The organism is Virgibacillus subterraneus (assembly GCF_900110695.1).
In the GTDB taxonomy this organism is placed as follows: domain Bacteria; phylum Bacillota; class Bacilli; order Bacillales; family Amphibacillaceae; genus Lentibacillus; species Lentibacillus subterraneus.
The window spans coordinates 83,291-102,587 of record NZ_FOEH01000006.1 but is presented as its reverse complement, the minus strand read 5'-3'; the positions used below and the strand labels follow the sequence as shown (position 1 = coordinate 102,587).

General features: G+C 37.3%; 18 protein-coding genes. 4 read left to right on the top strand and 14 right to left on the bottom strand.

The genetic code is table 11. The annotated features are described in order from the left end of the window. Positions 1-175: 175 nt before the first annotated feature. Both BMY13_RS15915 and BMY13_RS19280 read right to left on the bottom strand, forming a co-directional pair. Positions 176-265, bottom strand: a complete 90-nt coding sequence (locus BMY13_RS15915) for a YjcZ family sporulation protein (RefSeq protein ID WP_092494359.1) — start codon at positions 263-265, stop codon at positions 176-178. Continuing rightward, positions 258-464, bottom strand: a complete 207-nt coding sequence (locus tag BMY13_RS19280) for a staygreen family protein (RefSeq protein WP_139184834.1) — start codon at positions 462-464, stop codon at positions 258-260. The genes BMY13_RS15915 and BMY13_RS19280 overlap by 8 nt, the downstream gene beginning before the upstream one ends. A 260-nt stretch (positions 465-724) precedes the next feature. On the opposite strand from BMY13_RS19280, the gene BMY13_RS19645 reads away from it, so the two are divergent. The 4 genes from BMY13_RS19645 (at position 725) to BMY13_RS15900 (ending at position 3,996) form a co-directional block, all read left to right on the top strand. Continuing rightward, entirely contained in the window at positions 725-856 is a 132-nt protein-coding gene (locus BMY13_RS19645) for an alkyl sulfatase dimerization domain-containing protein (protein ID WP_245736130.1), read from the top strand. A gap of 619 nt (positions 857-1,475) precedes the next feature. Beyond that, positions 1,476-1,712, top strand: coding sequence for a hypothetical protein (locus BMY13_RS19270; protein ID WP_139184833.1), 237 nt, complete (start codon positions 1,476-1,478; stop codon positions 1,710-1,712). A 227-nt stretch (positions 1,713-1,939) separates the two neighbouring features. Further along, a complete protein-coding gene (locus tag BMY13_RS15905) occupies positions 1,940-2,497 on the top strand; it encodes a hypothetical protein (RefSeq protein ID WP_092505794.1) in 558 nt (185 codons plus the stop codon). 146 nt (positions 2,498-2,643) lie between these two features. Then, complete coding sequence (locus BMY13_RS15900) at positions 2,644-3,996, top strand: hypothetical protein (RefSeq protein ID WP_092505792.1); 1,353 nt, start codon at positions 2,644-2,646, stop codon at positions 3,994-3,996. A 31-nt stretch (positions 3,997-4,027) separates the two neighbouring features. On the opposite strand, the gene BMY13_RS19265 is transcribed toward BMY13_RS15900, so the two are convergent. The 12 genes from BMY13_RS19265 to ligA all read right to left on the bottom strand — a co-directional run bounded on the left by BMY13_RS19265 (position 4,028) and on the right by ligA (position 19,286). After that, positions 4,028-4,207, bottom strand: coding sequence for a hypothetical protein (locus BMY13_RS19265; protein WP_139184832.1), 180 nt, complete (start codon positions 4,205-4,207; stop codon positions 4,028-4,030). Positions 4,208-4,501: 294 nt separating this feature from the next. Next, entirely contained in the window at positions 4,502-5,902 is a 1,401-nt protein-coding gene (gene rlmD, locus BMY13_RS15890; protein WP_092505790.1) for a 23S rRNA (uracil(1939)-C(5))-methyltransferase RlmD, read from the bottom strand. A gap of 110 nt (positions 5,903-6,012) precedes the next feature. Further along, complete coding sequence (locus BMY13_RS15885; RefSeq protein WP_092494365.1) at positions 6,013-6,921, bottom strand: diacylglycerol kinase; 909 nt, start codon at positions 6,919-6,921, stop codon at positions 6,013-6,015. Positions 6,922-7,073: 152 nt separating this feature from the next. Next, entirely contained in the window at positions 7,074-8,504 is a 1,431-nt protein-coding gene (gatB, locus tag BMY13_RS15880; RefSeq protein ID WP_092494366.1) for an Asp-tRNA(Asn)/Glu-tRNA(Gln) amidotransferase subunit GatB, read from the bottom strand. Beyond that, entirely contained in the window at positions 8,504-9,970 is a 1,467-nt protein-coding gene (gene gatA, locus BMY13_RS15875; protein ID WP_092505788.1) for an Asp-tRNA(Asn)/Glu-tRNA(Gln) amidotransferase subunit GatA, read from the bottom strand. Before gatA ends, gatB begins: the two co-directional genes overlap by 1 nt. A 12-nt stretch (positions 9,971-9,982) precedes the next feature. After that, positions 9,983-10,273, bottom strand: a complete 291-nt coding sequence (gene gatC / locus BMY13_RS15870; protein ID WP_092494368.1) for an Asp-tRNA(Asn)/Glu-tRNA(Gln) amidotransferase subunit GatC — start codon at positions 10,271-10,273, stop codon at positions 9,983-9,985. A gap of 155 nt (positions 10,274-10,428) precedes the next feature. Continuing rightward, complete coding sequence (gene putP, locus BMY13_RS15865) at positions 10,429-11,949, bottom strand: sodium/proline symporter PutP (protein ID WP_092494369.1); 1,521 nt, start codon at positions 11,947-11,949, stop codon at positions 10,429-10,431. A gap of 640 nt (positions 11,950-12,589) precedes the next feature. After that, positions 12,590-12,730 carry a hypothetical protein gene (locus BMY13_RS19565; protein WP_175476834.1) on the bottom strand — a complete coding sequence of 47 codons (141 nt, stop codon included), beginning with the start codon at positions 12,728-12,730 and terminating at the stop codon, positions 12,590-12,592. A 12-nt stretch (positions 12,731-12,742) separates the two neighbouring features. After that, on the bottom strand, positions 12,743-14,008 hold the full coding sequence (locus tag BMY13_RS15860) for a helix-turn-helix domain-containing protein (RefSeq protein ID WP_092505786.1): 1,266 nt from the start codon (positions 14,006-14,008) through the stop codon (positions 12,743-12,745). A gap of 235 nt (positions 14,009-14,243) precedes the next feature. Beyond that, positions 14,244-15,791, bottom strand: a complete 1,548-nt coding sequence (pruA, locus tag BMY13_RS15855; RefSeq protein WP_092494371.1) for an L-glutamate gamma-semialdehyde dehydrogenase — start codon at positions 15,789-15,791, stop codon at positions 14,244-14,246. A gap of 245 nt (positions 15,792-16,036) precedes the next feature. Continuing rightward, positions 16,037-17,269 (bottom strand): CamS family sex pheromone protein, encoded by a 1,233-nt coding sequence (locus tag BMY13_RS15850; protein ID WP_092505784.1) that lies wholly within the window; start codon positions 17,267-17,269, stop codon positions 16,037-16,039. Between the two features lie 13 nt (positions 17,270-17,282). Further along, entirely contained in the window at positions 17,283-19,286 is a 2,004-nt protein-coding gene (ligA, locus tag BMY13_RS15845) for an NAD-dependent DNA ligase LigA (RefSeq protein WP_092505782.1), read from the bottom strand. Positions 19,287-19,297: the final 11 nt, after the last annotated feature.

Sequence of the window (19,297 nt, the reverse complement as noted above, 5' to 3'; positions counted from 1 at the left end):
TCTCAAACCCTCATTCCACCTTTGGAGTTAAAAAAGAGTTTTCCGATCACCCCTCATTTTTTCAATTATACCTATATAACATAAAAAATCAGCAAAAAATAAAGAGCCACTAAGAAGGCTCTTCATTAAGGAGGTTTGAATTCATTTTCAGGTTTATAGCGGGCGGTATCATGGTTTAGTAATAGAAGGATGCACCGACGATAATTAAAAGGATAAATAGTACGACAATTAACACAAAGCTGTCATTATATCCACATTTACTCATAAAGAGTCACCCCCTTTAAAAGTTGATAAAACATATTATTCGAATTTTTACTTTTCGTTTGGGCATACACAATGATCTTATTCTTTATAGATCTCTGCTTTAAAGCAAAAACTTCATCACGCATATCAGTGTTAATTTTCTCATGGTTCAACACATAGCCAATATCCAAAAATAATTCACTAGTAAAGTCAGAGTTCAATTCTTATAAACAACTACAACTACTATAAATGTGCCTTTTACACCCTCTTCGTCCCTCTGTCACAGTCAAACAACATACTCTCAAATTTAACTGATCAGGGGTGATTTTCCAGAAAAAAGTGTTCAATTCTATCAAGCGAAACTGTTCAATGTAGTCTTGCAGTTACAAGCTGTCAATCATGATGCAAAAGCAGTGTATCAAAAGTATATCGGCTGGATAAATTACTACCTGAAGTATCAGCCAAGAAATATGTGGAATATATGGGTGAAGAGGGACTTGTTATAGAGAAAGCTAAGCAGGATTTCAGGAACGGAGAATATCAATGGATAGCAGAGGTTACAAAACAGGTTATTTATGCAAGTCCAACTACGCTATGGTATTCTTCCGGCTAAAGGTTCGATTATTACTGAAGATGTATTAAATAATCTATCACTAGCGTATGTGATCTACTTACTTAGTATTCGAACACTCTAATATTAATATTATCCGGTTGGATGATTATATGAACATATAGTAAATATTGACTATTCACTCTAGTAAATATACGATTAATGTAATACATAACCATTAGTGCATTAGTTTGTATTTGAAACTGAAAAGAAATCATATCATCCTGATTTATTTATCTTATAGGAGAGCAAATTACATAAAGGATTGATGGTATTGAATACTAGAAGTGAAGCAATAGAGAAGATAAAACATTTTCTATAGACTGACGAAACATATTGCTTAGTTACAGGAACGATGAGAAACACCGACTCGTTTTGTAAGTACTCGCTAAATATTATAAAAATGGTAATTTTCTCTTTAGAACCAGTACCATGCCTAACGCTACTAATTTCTTAGAATCAAGTAAAAGACTTGAAACGCAAAGGATATTCATTGAAAGAGAACCGTCTCTATGTTGATACCATACAAAGAAGAACATGGTTAAAGACACCAAATCAAATAGATGTAGCTATCATTTATCCTCTAATGCCTTTGGAATAAGAATGGTTATTAACCGATATTATGGAGGATTTAAGGTTTAGACAAACACAAAAAGTATTCATCGTTAGTTCATTTGATACAGTTGATTTATCAAATCTTTCAGAGTATAGTCCTATTGAAGTCGCATATGATGTATTAGAAGAAGATCCAGACTATCATCAGCGTGTACTAGATAATTTAAACAAAAGAAGGCATTATTTTTCCGTGGAGACATCCTTCTCATCTCCAGAGCTACTGTACTGTATTCTCTTCTTTTGATCGTGATTAAAAACTTTAAAGAAAACTTAAAAAGGTTCTATTCAACCCAACCATCATTGATCTCAGGTAAAAATGCCAAGGTTATATCAACATCGGTTAATAATTCAATACTTTTATTAAATACATATAAAGTTCATATGGTTAATCTACAGTATAATTTTGGAGGCGATAACATTGGAAAGTACTGATTTTGCAAATAGGGAAAGCACTCACAAAATCATGAAAAAATGGGATTACGACAGGGAGAATATATTGATAAATATCCTGACTTATTTACTTTAGATAGGGTCTATGAACAAGACTTTGAAGAGTATGCAAATGTTGAACTAACTTTAATAGTAAATGAAACAAATGAAAACGCTATTAATTACTTATTAATGGAAAATCAGGTTATAGAGTATGAACATTTTACTAGAGACAATTATCATTTCTATAGGTTTTTCTATTCCATTAAACGTGGCTTTACTAATAATAACAAAGAGCGAAGATATGATTGGTTTGGAGCACTAGGTCCTGATAGCAATGACAACTCTATAAATATACCAAGATATAATTATATTATTGGATCAACACCAGTAGGAAAAATATTTGGCGACTCCAACTATCTATTGAAGGATAATTTTTATAAACTTGATAATGCTTGTTATCTGTCTTTAAACAATGGTAGAGAAATATATAGTTTAAAAGAATTCAGACAGAATGATTCTGGAGCCTCTCCAAAATATTACGAAGATTTACAGGGGATTTTTTGTTCAAAGTGGGAAGACAATAAACACGAATTTTAAATCACAAAAATATAGAATGGGAATTGGAAAGGAATCTTTCTTGATTGAAACCAATTATAAACAGGGTTTAAGTTATATCCCAGATTTCTTTTTAAAGGAGGAGACTGAATGGAAGTTTTCTATTTTAGACTTGGGTGGGTAATAATATGAAGACAAAAAGGAATGGTGAAAATAAGGACCTGTTAATTTCGTTTCAACAACTCATGGAAGACTTGGACGTTCCTGATTGGCTTCAGAGGAAGACGATCAAAATCCTCGAAATCAAAAAACAAATGATGACGGATGAAGTGTTATATCAGTACTTGGAGCAGTTAGGCAGATCAGAAACCAAGACACTTCCTGATGAATTAATGAATGAAGAATGGCTTCAGTCGGTGTATGCTTCTCACTCAAATTGGGTAGAAAAGGAAATCACCTTTCTTGAGGAGACGACCTATGAATCTTTCAATACACATCTAGTAACGACCCCACAATCTATCAAAGACATGACTGAGAATGCACAAAGGAGCTACATAGCTGTAAGTTCGTGTTTGTTTAATGTTTTCGCTCAAATAGATGATATTTTTTATCAAAAGAAAACAGTTAAGAGCCAAAGCAACGAGGGAAATCCTTCCATCCAAAGGAAACTTTTTCGTTTTTTAATAGCAGCGATTGGCTATCCCCTCATCATTTTCAGTTACATGTCTGCTATTGCTGCATTTACAACTTTTGACGAGGAAGGTCTGGTATTTTATTTTGTAATGCTTTTATTCATGGGAATGATACCATTTATAATTGGATTGTTCCTAGTTAGAGATGTTACACTGAAAAATTTCTATAAACATGCCATGTTTCGAATTTATTGTTATTTTGCGTTAGTGGTTCCATTTGGTTTATATATCTTTATCAATCTGATGGAATGGAAAGAAAATTTATTGGAGGAACCTGATTTCATATTTTTACGTCTTGTTTCTGATCAATGGGTAGGGGCACTTCAATCGTTGATCCTCGTCATCATTATACTGCTGGCAGGTCCTATTACCGTTTGGAGAAAAAACAGGAAAAAATTCCTTATATCTATTAGTATCTTTTTCCTCATGTTTGCCATATTGCAGTACGTCACGATTCATGATTATCAGGCTATTGGAAAGGATGGAGTGGTACAATCTGCCTTTGGTTCCAATCAGACTTATGACTGGAACAAGGTAGAATCGGTTTACTTATCTGGAAAAACAGATTTCCCTCCTTTAGCAGGAATTGCAAGAAGCAAAGAATTTAAATGGTCCTTCCAATTTGATATGGAGAATGGAGATACTGTTTCGTTTGAGTCATTTGGATACAGAGAAGGACCGATCGAGGACTCTCTAAAAATTAAAAATAAGATAAAAACGGAAAACATTCCGATGCAAATTGATTCATTAACGGAAGAAGATCGTGCGTTTGTAAAAATAGACATGGATTATCTTGAACCGGAATTAAAAGATAAATTTTTCAAGCTTTTTGAAATAGACAGCTTTTAATAGACATAGCGGCCGATTTGTATACTATTCTTTACTTGAGAGTACTTTTTGCGGATATAAACAGCGGTGATTTTTGCAGATAGATTGAACCACTTGTGCATATACGATAGTGTCTGACTATCAGCCTCTTTATCAGTTCGGGCAAGTGTTCAGACGTTTCAGCAAAACGTAATGTTCGTAGGATTGATTCTAGCTCTTTATACGTACGCATGAAGAATCACCTCCCTCCATAATTTCCATGTACTTAGTTAAATCTCTTGTGGGAGGTTTAATATCTAATCAATAAGATGATTCATGGTGAAGTGCTTGTATTTCTTGCACTGGTTTTACAGTTTTAACAGGGCGTTGTGCCATTAAATATTTTGTCATGTCTTGAAATTCAGAAGCGCTGTAAAGCTTTTGTTTTACACACAAAGCTTGTAGAATTCAAAAAACTCACTCCAGAGATTTTGCATAAGTTGATTGAAAAGAATGAAATTAAAGCAGATGGGACTCCGAGAATCTTTTATAGATTCTCGGACCCAACTGCATAATCTTTCACCCTTTCTATTAACGCACAGCACTCCACATGCCCTGTCTGTGGAAACATATCTACTGGCTGAACTTCTTGTGTAGCATATCCTCTATCCTCCAGCACGCGTAAATCCCGTGCTAATGTTGATGGGTTGCAGGATACATACACAATTCGCTTTGGCTGCATTTCAGTCATTGCTTTAAGAAGTTCTTCATCACAGCCTTTTCGTGGTGGGTCAACGACGATGACATCCGGGTTTAATCCTTGCATCTTCCACCATGGCATGACCTTTTCTGCTTCACCAACGTAGAATTCTGCGTTCGTAATTCCGTTTAACTTGGCATTCTTTTTGGCATCGCTGATTGCTTCTGGCACAACTTCGACACCGTATACCTTCCTCGCTTTTTGGGCCATAAATAACGAGATCGTTCCAATACCGCAATAAGCATCAATTACAGTATCTTTTGTTCCAATGTCAGCATATTCTAATGCCTTATCATACAGTTTCCTGGTTTGTGCTGGGTTTACTTGATAAAATGATTTTGCTGAGATAGCAAAGGTGATTTCACCAATTTTATCGTGAATATATTCATCGCCCCAGATTACTTTTGATTTATCACCCATGATGACATTGGTCCTTTTATGATTAACATTATGAACGACAGATTTTATATGGGGAAACTCACTAGTAAGCTCCTTCACCAACTCATCCTGATGTGGCAATTTATCTGTCCGCGTTACAAGTACGACCATAATATCCTTTGTCTCTTCACCCGTCCTCACCATGATATGGCGAAGAACTCCGTTATGCTCTTGTTCGTTATAAGCTTTGATGCCAAGTCTATTGGTAATGTCTCTTACAGACTTCACAACGTCATTAATCACTTCGTTATGTGTAACACATGTTTCCGTGTTTTCGATAATCCGGTGGCTGCGTTTTTGATAAAATCCAGTTATGAGTTCACCGTTTTTTTCGCCAACTGGAATTTGCACTTTGTTTCGATAATGTAATGGATCATCCATGCCGATAATTGATTTTACTGGCACATGTTCAAGATGCGCAATTTTTTTCATCGCATTTTTCACTTGGTTTTGTTTCATTTCAAGCTGCAGCGAATAACTCATATGCTGAAGGCCACACCCATTGCAATGGACATGACAGACAGGTTCGATCCGGTCTGGACTTTCTTTGGTTAGTTCAAGTAATTTCCCGAAACCAAAATTTTTATTTACCTTAACAACTTTTACTTCCCCTTCTTCTCCTGGTAAAGCCTGAGGGACAAATAATGGATAGCCATTAATTTTTCCGACACCATTCCCTTCATGGGTGAGGTCCTCGAAGTTAAGCGTAATTGTTTCATTCTTTTCCACTGGTGCTGTGTGTTTAGCCATTGGTACCTTCCTTTACGTTCATGTATGTGATTATTATCTTATCATAACCTGATTGAATATTTACATTATAAAACCCTTGATGTTATCTATATACATCAAGGGCTTAGCATCTAACTTTTCTGTGATTCTACAAACTTATCCGGTACAAAAAACTCAATATGCTGTTGGAGATTCTTAAATTCCCCTGGCAACATTCCGCCAAACTCACCGTCTATATTTAACTGCATTTTTTCATCCGTATCGACTTTTACTTCTTTTGCCTTCACGTAAATTACATGGCTGTCTTCAAGGTGTGCACCGCGAAGGGCCAGGCTTGCAATTCGAATGAATTCTGCGAGGTTAGCTTTTTTCAAAATCAGCAAATCAAAATAACCATCGTCAAGCTTGGCATCTGGAGCAAGCTTCTCAAAGCCTGCAACCGAATTGGAGTTTGAAATTAGAAAAAGCATAATTTCTTCATCAACAATATTGCCGTCATATTCTATTTTTGCTCGTATCGGCTTCAAGGAAGGAAGCATCTCAATTCCCTTCATATAATAGGCCATCTGTCCGAGCATTGTTTTTAATTTGCTTGGAACTTCATAGGTTAACTCAGTAAGTTTACCGCCACCTGCTATATTCATGAAGTATTGATCGTTTACGCGACCAATGTCCAGCAGCATCGATTGATCATACAAAATAACATCGACCGCTTTTTTAATATCGCGAGGGATACACAATGCCCTGGCAAAGTCATTTGTCGTTCCCATTGGGATAATCCCAAGCTTAGGGCGATATTCTTGTTCTGCCATTCCATTTATAACTTCATTAATAGTACCGTCACCGCCTGCAGCTACAATTAAGTCAAAGCCTCGTTCAACAGCAGTTCTCGCTGCGTTTATAGCATCACCCTCACTAGTTGTAGCGTGGGTGGATGTTTCATACCCAGCAACTTCAAAACGCTCTAATACGGGCGCTAATTCTTTTTTAAATGCTTCACGACCTGATGTTGGATTATAAATGATCCGGGCTGTCTTCATTGTGGATCCCTCCCCCCTGCTGTTCCAAACTAATCTATATTTAAAATACATCAACATTTATCATAGCCCTTTTTAGCAATTTTGAAAAGGGGTTTTACAGAATATTATAGACTACTGTCACCCATTTGACAGTAGTCTATATGCAAATCGTATTATCTTTTATCCATTTCGGCTGCAAGTATTTTGTTGACCATAGGTGGATTCGCCTGTCCTTTGGTAGCTTTCATTACCTGTCCAACGAGAAACCCTTTCGCACGTTCTTTACCGTTTTTGTAATCGATAATTGACTGCTCATTTTCATCGAGAATTTTTGTAATGATTTCAGTTAACTGACCTTCATCGGAAATTTGTACAAGACCTTTCTCTTTAACAATCTTTTCCGGGTCGCCACCATTTTCAACTAACTCCGCGAAAACTTTCTTGGCGATTTTTGACGAAATCGTTCCGTCCTCTATAAGCTTGATCATTTTGGCTAGTGATTCTGGTGTTAGGGCAAGTTCATTTAATTCTTTTGAATGTTTATTCATATAACCTGACACTTCGCCCATCAGCCAATTTGATGCTTGTTTAATATCAGCATTATGATCCACTGTTACCTGAAAGAAATCGGACATTTCCTTGGAATTCGTTAACACTTCAGCATCATATTCCGGTAATCCAAGCTCATCTATATAGCGCTTTTTACGTGCGCCTGGAAGCTCGGGAATCTCCTGGCGAATTCGTTCTTTCCATGCTTCATCAATATATAATGGTACAAGATCTGGCTCGGGAAAATAACGATAATCATCCGAACCTTCCTTAATACGCATTAGGACTGTTTCTTTTGATTTCTCATCATAACGGCGTGTTTCCTGTAAAATTTCACCACCAGCTAAAAGAACCTTTTCCTGACGTTTTTCTTCAAATTCCAGTCCTTTTTGTACAAAGTTAAAGGAATTCAGGTTTTTCAATTCTGATTTTGTGCCGAATTCCTCCTGCCCTATTGGACGGATGGATAAGTTGGCATCACACCTTAGTGATCCTTCTTCCATTTTACAGTCGGAGACACCGGTATATTGAATAATGTTTTTCAGTTTTTCCAAGTATGCATACGCTTCTTCTGGCGATTGCATATCTGGCTCGGACACAATTTCTACTAACGGGGTCCCCTGACGGTTAAAGTCAACCAGTGAATAGCCGTCATCCTGGTGATTTAATTTACCTGCATCCTCTTCAATATGAAGACGGGTAATTCCAATTCGTTTCTTTTCTCCATTTACTTCAATCTCAATCCAGCCGTTTTCACCGATTGGCTTATCAAACTGGGAAATTTGATATGCTTTTGGATTGTCCGGATAAAAATAGTTCTTACGGTCGAATTTTGTATCTGTTGCAATTTCACAATTAAGTGCAAGCGCAGCCTTCATAGCAAAATTTACCACTTCTTCATTTAATACGGGAAGAACACCGGGATACCCAAGATCAATTGGATTAACATTTGAATTCGGCTCTGCGCCAAATGCATTAGGACTTGGACTGAAAATTTTGGAGTCTGTTTTTAACTCAACGTGTACTTCTAGACCAATAACTGTTTCGAAATTCATTATTTTGCACCTCCCAGTTGAGGTCGTTTTGTGTGATGGTCTGTTGCTTGTTCATATGCATACGCTGCACGATAAACGGTACTTTCATCAAAATGCTTCCCTATAATTTGTAAGCCAAATGGAAGGCCGTTTTCCGAGAATCCACATGGTACAGAAATTCCGGGAACACCAGCAAGGTTTACTGGTATGGTCAGAATATCGTTTGCGTACATTGTTAATGGATCATCAACTTTTTCACCAATTTTAAAGGCAGGTGTTGGTGTTGTTGGTCCAATAACAACATCATAGTCTGCAAAAATCTTATCAAAGTCATTTTTGATTAATGTACGAACTTTTTGTGCTTTCTTATAATATGCATCATAGTAGCCTGAGCTTAATGCGAATGTTCCAAGCATTATACGGCGTTTAACCTCTTCTCCAAACCCTTCACTACGGGAATTCTTGAACATATCAATCATATTATTGGAATTCTCCGATCGCACACCGTATCGTACACCATCAAAGCGTGCAAGGTTTGCAGATGCTTCTGATGAGGCTAATAAATAATAGGTTGCAACTGCATATTTAGAATGTGGTAATGATACTTCTTCCCACTCAGCGCCCAGGGATTCGTACACTTTCAACGCATTCATGACAGATTCTTTTACCTCAGGCTCAACACCTTCAGCAAGATATTCTTTTGGCACAGCGATTTTAAGACCTTTTACATCACCGGTCAGTGCCTTGGTGTATTCAGGAACATCAATATCCGCGCTGGTTGAATCCATCTTGTCATGACCAGAAATAACTTCCAGTACCCGTGCGTTATCTTCAACGTTCCGTGTGATTGGGCCGATTTGGTCCAGAGACGACGCAAATGCCACCAATCCAAACCGTGACACTCGTCCATATGTAGGCTTTAACCCAACAACTCCACAAAATGCGGCAGGCTGACGAATCGAACCACCTGTGTCAGAACCTAAAGAGAACAACACTTCTCCTGCAGCTACAGATGCTGCCGATCCGCCACTTGAACCACCTGGAACATGATCAGTGTTCCAAGGATTGCGAGTTGCCATGTAGCTGGAATTTTCATTTGATGAACCCATCGCGAATTCATCCATATTCAGCTTACCTATTGTTACAGCCTTTTCGTTATTCAGCTTTTCAACAACATTTGCATTGTAAAGCGGGTCATCAAAGTTTTTCAAAAATTGACTTCCACATGTGGTACGCAATCCTTTTGTTACAATATTATCCTTGATACCGCTTGGGATACCAAATAAACGCGCTGCAGTATCTGGAGCAGCATCCAATTGCTTTGCCTGACTGCGTGCTTGCTCTTCATCCAATGTCAAAAAGGCCTGTACCTGATCATCGACCTCATTTATACGATCATACGACGTGTCAACCAGATCTTCTACTGAAATTTCTTTGTTATGTAGCATTGTTTCTAATTCTTTTATGCTATGGTCAAATAACGACATGCTGTTCCCTCCTTACTCCAAAATCGATGGTACACGAAAATAACCGTTCTGCTTATCAGGAGCATTCTTTAATGCATCCTCTTTTGATATCCATTCTTTAGGCTCGTCCTTGCGAAGAACATTTTTCAAATCCATAACATGCGTCGTAGGCTCCACACCTTCTGTATCCAATTCATTTAATTGTTCAGCATATTCTATGATTGAACTGAGCTGGTCCGTAAACAGATCTGCCTCATCTTCTGTAACTGCAAGTCTTGCTAAGTGGGCAACATGCTTTACTTGATCCTTTGAAATATCTGCCATAAATGACACCTCCATGAAAGGTAGTTTTTATTATTTTAATCGATTTTATATTTTAAAAGACACTATTGATAATAGCAGAAACCTTCTTGTGTAATCAACTAAACAGAAAAAACCACTTCCCTCATTAAGGAGGAAAGTGGCTTTTGACAGATCAATTATTCGTTAAATGTTGCTTCAGCCTTATCAAAATCAGCTTCAATTTCTGGTGAAGGCTTTCCTAATTTACTAACTAATACTGCAACAATTAAGTTGAGTATGAAACCAGGAACGATTTCATAGAGGTCGAATATTCCACCTTCTAAGAATTCACCCCAAACGATAACTGTAACAGCACCAACAATAATACCTGCTAATGCACCGTTTCGAGTAAAGTTTTTCCAGAATAGTGCTAGAATAACAGTTGGTCCGAATGCTGCACCAAATCCAGCCCATGCATAACTCACGAGCTCCAGTACAGAACTGTCTGGGTTCATAGCAATGAGAGCTGCGATTAGAGCAATTCCAAGCGTAGCGAATCTGCCAATCCATACAAGTTCTTTGTCAGAAGCTTCACGACGGAAAAGAGCTCTGTAAACATCTTCTGCAACAGCAGATGATGATACTAACAACTGCGAGTCAATTGTACTCATAATAGCTGAAAGGATCGCAGCTAATAAAATACCCGCAATAATTGGGTTGAATAAAATTTGAGAAAATGCAATGAAGATTTTTTCTGGATCCTCAAGCATTTGGAAACCATTTTCAGTAATTACACTAATCCCAAATTCAGATAAAACGCCAACATCTTGTGTATGAATAAATGCCAAGCCGACAAAACCTGTAAATATTGCGCCATAAAGCCCAAGGATCATCCATGTCGTTCCTATAAAACGTGCTTTTGGAACATCCTTATGTGAACGCAATGCCATAAAACGGACAAGTATATGTGGCTGGCCAAAGTAACCAAGTCCCCAAGCAAGAGAAGATATTATTGCCATAATACCAACTCCTTGCACCATTGTTAAATGGTCAGGGCTGATTTGTCCTACTGCATTAACTGCAGTGCTCCAGCCACCCATTTCATTAAGGGCAACAATTGGAACTAGAATTAGTGCTAGAAACATTAGAATACCTTGAATAAAGTCAGTCCAAGTAACAGCTAAGAAACCACCTAATAATGTATATGAAACTACTACTAATGTTCCTATCCATAATGCTGAGTTGTAAGATAACCCAAATGATGCTTCAAATAGTTTAGCTCCGGCCACCATTCCTGATGAAGTATAAAAAGTGAAGAATAATAAAATGACTAAAGCAGAGATAACGCGTAGTACGTGAGACTTGTCTTTAAAACGATTCTCTAAGAAGTCTGGAACTGTAATAGAGTCATTGGAAACCTCTGTATAAATACGTAGACGTTTCGCAACAAATTGCCAGTTTAAGTAAGCACCTATTGCCAACCCGACTGCAATCCACGCTGATCCCATCCCTGATGCATAAACAGCACCCGGTAGACCTAGTAGTAACCATCCACTCATATCTGAGGCACCCGCACTTAATGCTGCGACTCCTGGTCCAAGTGAACGCCCGCCTAGCACATAGTCAGATAAATCGTTTGTCATACGGTACATTACAATACCAATAACAAGCATACCTATTAAATAAACAATAAATGTAATCAGTGTTTCAAGACCCATCTACTTTTTCCTCCCTTCTGTGAACAATGTAATAATTGAAAGTAAAATCAAAATCGGCATAGGTATAAATAACCAAAGCCACGATGCACCTGAAATAGCGTATTCCATTGGCGCACTCCCCTTTCTGAATTTTTTTAATTGTGCTACATTTCAATAATAGCACAAATATAATACTTTCACACCACAATAATTTTTACAACAGTGCTAGGTTAATTCTAAACCTTTAGATAATTGTGTTATCTTTTCGATGTATTGCTATTATAGGACTTATAGAGCATTTTAAAATGTGAAAAAATTTCAGATTCATGGATTGCTAAATACATTTTTTTTCTTAAATAGGAGGTAATTTGGAATATATTGGAATAAAAAGCCGATATGAGGCGATGTGGTTTTTGTTTTGAGATGTTTTTTTGATTTTCTTTCCGTTGATGTTCGCGCTCTTCTGTCGATGTTCTCGCTCTTCTGTTGATGTTCTCGCTCTTATGTTGATGTTTTGTTTTTATAATGATATTCCTTGTCTTATGCAAATAGTTCAAATTTATTTCTAAACAAAAAAGACCTGAAATAGCTTCCACACTATTTCAGGCAAGTTCATCATATAGTAATAGGGTAAAAAAATTACTTGCTAGCTCTTCGTAATTTAGAAGAGACTTGAATCATGGCTAATTGAAAATACACTTGGTTCTCTTTCCATAGTAGTGTCAGCTGGGCTATCTTGTGCGACAGCGAATCCCGCAACTAAAAGAGCTCCAAAAGCAAAAGTTGCCATTAGCTTTTTCATTTTATCCCTCCTTTATAAGCTTACTAACTCTTCATATGTTATATTAGCTAGTTTATAATACTTCACAGCATCCTTATATCTGTTATACCCCTCGAAATGTTTCGCAACCATATTAGTATAAATCACTAAGTTGGCATAGTCTTTATGTTTTTTTAAGTAAGGTATGAATTCATTAATTACCAATGATTCGAATTTATCCTTTTCCTTCTTAATCGCATAATCGTATGTGTAAATAATGTAATAAAATAATTTATACGCATCGTACATATTTTTTGTTTCAAGTAATTCTAAACTTCTGCTAATCATACGTTTTGTTTGCTCAAAATTGTATACATTATAATACTCTTTAATTAATGAAGTCGCTGCAGCAACTCTCTCTACTAAAACAACTTCCTGATCATCCACAACCTCTTCATAAAAATGAATTGCTTCTTTTGTGTCACCTTTTGTGGAGTGAAGATAACCTAAGTTTTGATTAGCAAGTTGAATAATCTGCTTGTTTTGGCTTAGTTGACCTAAATGTTTAGCCAGATTATAGTTTTTAATTGCTTTATCATACATTCTAATTCTACGATATGATATTCCTAATACAATATGACATTGGGCACAACGGATAAAGTTATACTGCTTTCGAAAGATATCGATAGCTTTTTCTGCATATTCAATTACTTCAAGAGTATTTCTTAATTTACTGTGGGTTACGGCAATTGTATACTGCAGATCTGCTATCTTTTCTTCTGATAATTCAAGCTGGTTCAATTTCTCTTCTGCAATCTTATACATTCGCATTGCCTGGTTAAATTCATTTTTGGCTGTATTATAGTTACCTTTAAACTTATACCAATAGAACTGGTGCAAACTATCAAAGGTCCCGGACATATCAGCCAGTCTATTAATCTGAGTTAATGCTTTTTCATATTCGCCTAGTATTAAAAAATACCTTATCTTATGAATCTCAAACATTATTAAACTGTCTGAGTGATGTTCATACATTAAACTATTTAATTCTTTGTATGTTTTTATTAATTCCTCTTTGTCATTAACCTCAAACAGCATTTCATACCATTGCTGGCACTTGTCCCTAATTGTTTCATCTGTTTCGTTATTCAGTTGAATTCCAAGACGAGTACACAATAGGCTTATTACATTTGAGCTTGCCTCTGTTTTTTGGTTCTCTATTTTTGATAAGTATGCAAATGAGACAATTCCCTCAGCTAGTTCTGCTTGAGTCATTTCCTGTTTAATGCGGTGTAATTTGATATATGGACCTATTTCCATCTTTATACCCACCTCACTAGCTGAATTTAAACAAATATTATTTAAGCTTTCTATATTTCTATAATAACATATTTTCAAATAATTCATATTGGGAAAGTTGAGGGGTTTATATAGCAATTAACACCTTAAAAACTTGCCAACTTTCCTGTAATGAGGAAAGTTCGACATAAAAAGCCCTTTTATGCGCATTTAAGCGCAAAAAAAGGGCTTTGTCGAAAATTGTAAGCCTATTTACTTAGAACATTTCAGATGTCGTCTTACCTTGCATGTGGTGGATTAGGTAATCCGGACCACCGGCTTTTGAGTCTGTACCTGACATGTTGAAACCGCCAAATGGCTGGTATCCAACAATTGCAGCTGTACAGCCACGGTTGAAGTAAAGGTTTCCGACATGGAAGTCTTTACGCGCCTTTTCCTGGTGAACACGGTTGTTCGTGATTACTGCTCCAGTTAAACCGTAATCTGTGTTATTAGCAATTTCGATTGCTTCATCAAAGTCTTTTGCTTTTGTTAATCCAACAACTGGTCCGAAGATTTCCTCCTGCATAATGCGTGCTTCAGGATCAAGATCAGCAAATACAGTTGGATTTACAAACCAGCCTTTGCTATCATCGCCATCTCCACCAACAAGAAGTTTACCTTCTTTTTTACCAATTTCAACATAACTCATAATTTTATCATATGCACCTTGGTCAATAACTGGACCCATAAAGTGTGAGTTATCATGTGGATCACCAGCAGACTTTTCTTTTGTTAATGCTGCTACGCGATCTTTTACCTGATCATATACATCTTCATGTATTACAGCACGTGAACATGCTGAACATTTTTGGCCAGAGAATCCAAATGCTGATTGAACAATCGATTGGGCAGCAAGTTCAAGATCTGCTTCATTATCCACAACGATTGTATCTTTACCGCCCATTTCGATGATGGTACGCTTAAGCCACTTTTGACCCGGCTGTACTTTTGCAGCGCGTTCAAAGATACGGGTACCGACATCGCGAGAGCCAGTAAAGCTAATGAAACGAGTCCGTGGATGATCTACAAGATAGTCACCTACTTCACTTCCAGGTCCAGGAATATAGTTGATTACACCTGGAGGCATCCCTGCTTCTTCAAGTACTTCCATCAATTTATATGCAATAACAGGGGTTGTACTAGCTGGTTTTAATAATACAGTGTTACCTGAAACCATTGAAGCAACAGTTGTACCTGCCATAATTGCAAAAAGGAAATTCCATGGTGAAATAACCACACCAACACCTAATGGGATGTAATTGTATTGGTTATATTCGATTGGGCGACTATTAATTTCAACGCCATCTTTAAATTTGAGCATCTGACGTCCGTAATATTCCATGAAATCAATTGCTTCTGCTGTATCAGCATCCGCTTCTTTCCATGGTTTTCCGCCTTCTTTTATTAAATGTGCAGTGAATTCATGCTTACGGCGTCTAACAATTGCCGCTGAACGAAAAAGAATATCTGCACGGAATTTCGGATCTGACTTTCTCCACGTTTCAAACGTTGTGTCAGCAACTTTCATTGCCTGTTCAGCCAGTTCCTGATTAGCTTTTGATACATAACCCACAACTTCATCTTTTTTTGCAGGGTTTACTGATACGATCTTATCATCTGTTGTAATGCGTTCCCCACCAATGATTAATGGGTATTCTTTACCAAGATCAGCTTCAATCTTTTTAAGTGCTTCTAGCATTGCACTTCTATTTTCTTCTACGGTAAAGTCTGTAAAAGGTTCATGCTTGTAAGGTACTACCATGAAAAAACCTCCTTGAAATTCTCTATTACTCCATGATTGCGTTTTCATATAAAATGAGGGATGGAGCTTTCCCATCCCTCATTTTAACCGAATAGCCCAAACACTTCAACGAATCTAGTTTATTTATTTAGAAACCTTGGCTTATCGTTAAAGGTGTTTTTATAAAAACGTACTTCACTCTCTTAGAATCCCTTATACTTTGGAGGCCAAGCCATATTTATACAGTAAAAAAGTATTATACTTTTTTACTTATCAAAAATATGGACAGTTGGTTCGTCTGCTCCTGCTTCCCGGTATATAATACTCTCCATTTTATTATTCGATTTGATTTTGACTTCGAGATCATAATAGTCCGAGAACATTTCTTTAACTAACTGGTACGTATACTGTGTAAAGCCTATGACTTCCCCTTTCCCATAAAACTCCAGCGGTATTTCAAGAGTAAGTTTTTTTAATTCTTCATTCTTGTAGAAGCCTTCACCGATAACACCCACATAATTTGGAAAGAATTCTTCAATCCTAGTACCGAAGTTTTGTACCAATTGTTGATGATCATAATATTTTTCTTTACCTTCATCAGAAGGGAAAAGAATATTTTCTTCATTTACTGTTTCCCATTCCCCAATCGTCATGTCACTGCCCTTTACACCTGTTTTGGCAACATAGCTTCCAGATACAGGTGACCCTTGGTCTTCCTCTCTGTATAGGGTGATAAGAATTGGTATTTCAGCTAAGCCATCCATTTTACGTACGCGTTCAAGAACTGTTTGTGCGATTTCTTTTCCTTTTTTAAGCATCGTAGATTTTGGGATTTCATGATGATAACTTGTTCCGCCAATTTCTGTTTGAAAAGTATATATTGACTTCATTGCTATTCCAATAGACATTCCAACTAATTCAACCGAATTATCTTCATTCTTCTTAAGAAAATTTTGTTCTAGAATGTGAGTTAGATATTTTGGATTATTTTCTTGCTGTTTTTTCGAACCATCATCTTTAATTGATGGGTTAAATGCCAAGGAGGACTCATATCTTATTTCCTCCTCCTTAGATTCAATTTGCTTCTCAGTTGCTTCCGGATAGCTTTCTTTAAAGTTAGCAACCGTATCCACTATTTGTTTTTCTGTCATTTTGCGATCCAGCCAATTGTACATCATATCCTCTTCAAGATATTGACCTTCTTCAAAAAAGTACTTTTCCGGGTCATAATATTCCTTCGAAAGGCGTCTTAATCCTTGTTCCATCTCATCAATATCGAGTCGATTACCCATCTGATTAACGATAACTCCACGAGATGCACTTGGTCGATATGGTAATATTGTTCGGTATTCCTCTTTAGAGAACTGATTGCTTGAGACGATGGATGTATTTTCTTCTGATTCATCTTCTTGTTTAACAACCTCATCATCATTGATGCTTGGGCTACAGCTCGTTAAGACCAGTAGGGTACCTAACAACCAAACAATAATTTTTTTCAAAGCGCTCCACTCCTTAACTATCTAGGACATCTCTAAGTTGTTCTTCGGTCCAAATCGAAATCTCGAGCTTCTGAGCTTTTTCTAATTTCGATCCGGCTTCTTCCCCCGCTATGACAATGTCCGTTTTTTTGCTCACACTACCAGTCACAGACCCGCCAAGTTGTTCGATAGCATTTTTTGCTTCTGTCCGTGTGAATAGCTCCATTTTGCCTGTAAGAACTACCGTTTTCCCCGAAAAAGGAGTATCCTCAGCAATATCTTGTTTCTTCGGTCCTTTGTACTCCATATTTATGTCTAATGTATTTAACTCACGAAGGAGATCTTTGACTTCTTCTTCGGCAAAATAACGGACAATTGAGTCAGCCATCACTTCACCCATTTCATTTATGTTAATGATATCATCAAATGTTGCCTGTTGTAAGGCTTCCATTGTTTCAAAATGGGCTGCAAGTGTTTTTGCTGCTTTCGAACCAACGAAACGAATTCCTAATCCAAAAAGCAAACGTTCCAGCGAGTTATCTTTTGATGCATCGATTGCTTTTAATAAATTATCAACCGATTTCTCGCCCATCCGTTCCAATTCCAGCAGGTCAGCCCGCTCCAAACGATAGAGATCAGCAATCGTTTGAATCAATTCTTCCTGAAATAGTTGAATGATTACCTTTTCCCCTAGGCCATCAATGTTCATTGCATTACGGGAGACAAAATGGATTAGTCCTTCTTTTAACTGTGCAGGGCAGTTTGGATTAATACAGCGTAATGCTACTTCCTCTTCCAAGCGAACGAGTTCACTACCACATGCAGGACATTCATCCGGCATATGAAATTCCTGTTCATGACCTGTTCGCTTATCCTCCACAGAACGAATAACTTCTGGAATAATGTCTCCAGCTTTTTTAATAACAACAGTATCACCGATGCGAATGTCCTTTTCGCGAATTAAGTCTTCGTTATGCAACGATGCCCGTTTTACGATTGTTCCAGCTACTTTTACTGGTTCTAATATTGCCGTAGGGGTGACCACACCAGTTCTTCCAACACTTAATTCTATATCATGCAGTGTCGTTACTACCTCTTCTGCAGGGAATTTATATGCTATTGCCCAACGTGGACTTTTCGCCGTAAATCCAAGTTCCTCTTGCTGTGTCAAATTATCAACTTTTATCACGATACCATCAATTTCATAATTTAAATTTGGCCGTTCATTTTCCCAATACTCTACATATTCAATGACTTCATCGATGGTTTCGCACTTTTTCCACTCCGGATTGGTCTTAAATCCTAGCTTCTTCAAATAATCCAGACGTTCACTATGGGATTCCAATGTACCTGCATCCCACTCTCCGACACCATATAAAAATATATCCAGATTCCTTTTTGCTGCAATTTTTGGGTCAAGTTGCCGCAGTGAACCTGCTGCAGCATTCCTTGGGTTGGCAAATGGTTCTTCTTCTTTTTCTTCGCGTTCGTTGTTTAATGCAATAAATGACTTATGTGGCATAAATGCTTCCCCACGTACTTCGATTGTTTCTTTTTCTTTAATCTTAAGCGGAATACTGCCAATAGTTTTAAGATTACTTGTAATATCCTCGCCAATTGTTCCATCACCACGAGTGGCACCGCGAACAAACTTGCCATCTTCATATAATAATGAAATGGCAAGTCCATCTATTTTCAGCTCACATACATAAGCTATAGCGTCATCCGTCCCTTGACTGGCACGTCGGGCGAAGTCACGCAAATCAGTCGCATTAAAGGCATTACCCAAGCTCAGCATTGGCACATTATGCCGTACCTTTTGAAAAGCATCCAACGGTTCACCGCCAACACGCTGTGTAGGTGATTCAGGTGAAATTAGTTCAGGAAATTCTTCCTCTAAATTACGCAATTCCTGCATTTTTTGATCATATTCTGCATCAGGTACACTTGGATTATCAAGTACATGATATTCATAATTGTATTGATGAAGCATTTCTGTCAGCTCATTAATTTTCTCTTGTGCTTGTGGTTTATCCATTAACAAGCACC

Excerpts from the sequence above, each read along its gene's own strand:
- BMY13_RS15900 (WP_092505792.1), top strand. The coding sequence starts at position 2,644 with ATGAAGACAAAAAGGAATGGTGAAAATAAGGACCTGTTAATTTCGTTT.
- BMY13_RS19265 (WP_139184832.1), bottom strand. The coding sequence starts at position 4,207 with ATGCGTACGTATAAAGAGCTAGAATCAATCCTACGAACATTACGTTTT.
- putP (WP_092494369.1), bottom strand. The coding sequence starts at position 11,949 with ATGGGTCTTGAAACACTGATTACATTTATTGTTTATTTAATAGGTATG.
- gatB (WP_092494366.1), bottom strand. The coding sequence starts at position 8,504 with ATGAATTTCGAAACAGTTATTGGTCTAGAAGTACACGTTGAGTTAAAA.
- BMY13_RS15915 (WP_092494359.1), bottom strand. The coding sequence starts at position 265 with ATGAGTAAATGTGGATATAATGACAGCTTTGTGTTAATTGTCGTACTA.
- rlmD (WP_092505790.1), bottom strand. The coding sequence starts at position 5,902 with ATGGCTAAACACACAGCACCAGTGGAAAAGAATGAAACAATTACGCTT.
- BMY13_RS19270 (WP_139184833.1), top strand. The coding sequence starts at position 1,476 with ATGGAGGATTTAAGGTTTAGACAAACACAAAAAGTATTCATCGTTAGT.
- BMY13_RS19565 (WP_175476834.1), bottom strand. The coding sequence starts at position 12,730 with ATGAAAAAGCTAATGGCAACTTTTGCTTTTGGAGCTCTTTTAGTTGCG.
- BMY13_RS15885 (WP_092494365.1), bottom strand. The coding sequence starts at position 6,921 with ATGAAGACAGCCCGGATCATTTATAATCCAACATCAGGTCGTGAAGCA.
- pruA (WP_092494371.1), bottom strand. The coding sequence starts at position 15,791 with ATGGTAGTACCTTACAAGCATGAACCTTTTACAGACTTTACCGTAGAA.
- ligA (WP_092505782.1), bottom strand. The coding sequence starts at position 19,286 with ATGGATAAACCACAAGCACAAGAGAAAATTAATGAGCTGACAGAAATG.
- BMY13_RS19645 (WP_245736130.1), top strand. The coding sequence starts at position 725 with ATGGGTGAAGAGGGACTTGTTATAGAGAAAGCTAAGCAGGATTTCAGG.
- gatC (WP_092494368.1), bottom strand. The coding sequence starts at position 10,273 with ATGGCAGATATTTCAAAGGATCAAGTAAAGCATGTTGCCCACTTAGCA.
- gatA (WP_092505788.1), bottom strand. The coding sequence starts at position 9,970 with ATGTCGTTATTTGACCATAGCATAAAAGAATTAGAAACAATGCTACAT.
- BMY13_RS15860 (WP_092505786.1), bottom strand. The coding sequence starts at position 14,008 with ATGGAAATAGGTCCATATATCAAATTACACCGCATTAAACAGGAAATG.
- BMY13_RS15905 (WP_092505794.1), top strand. The coding sequence starts at position 1,940 with ATGGGATTACGACAGGGAGAATATATTGATAAATATCCTGACTTATTT.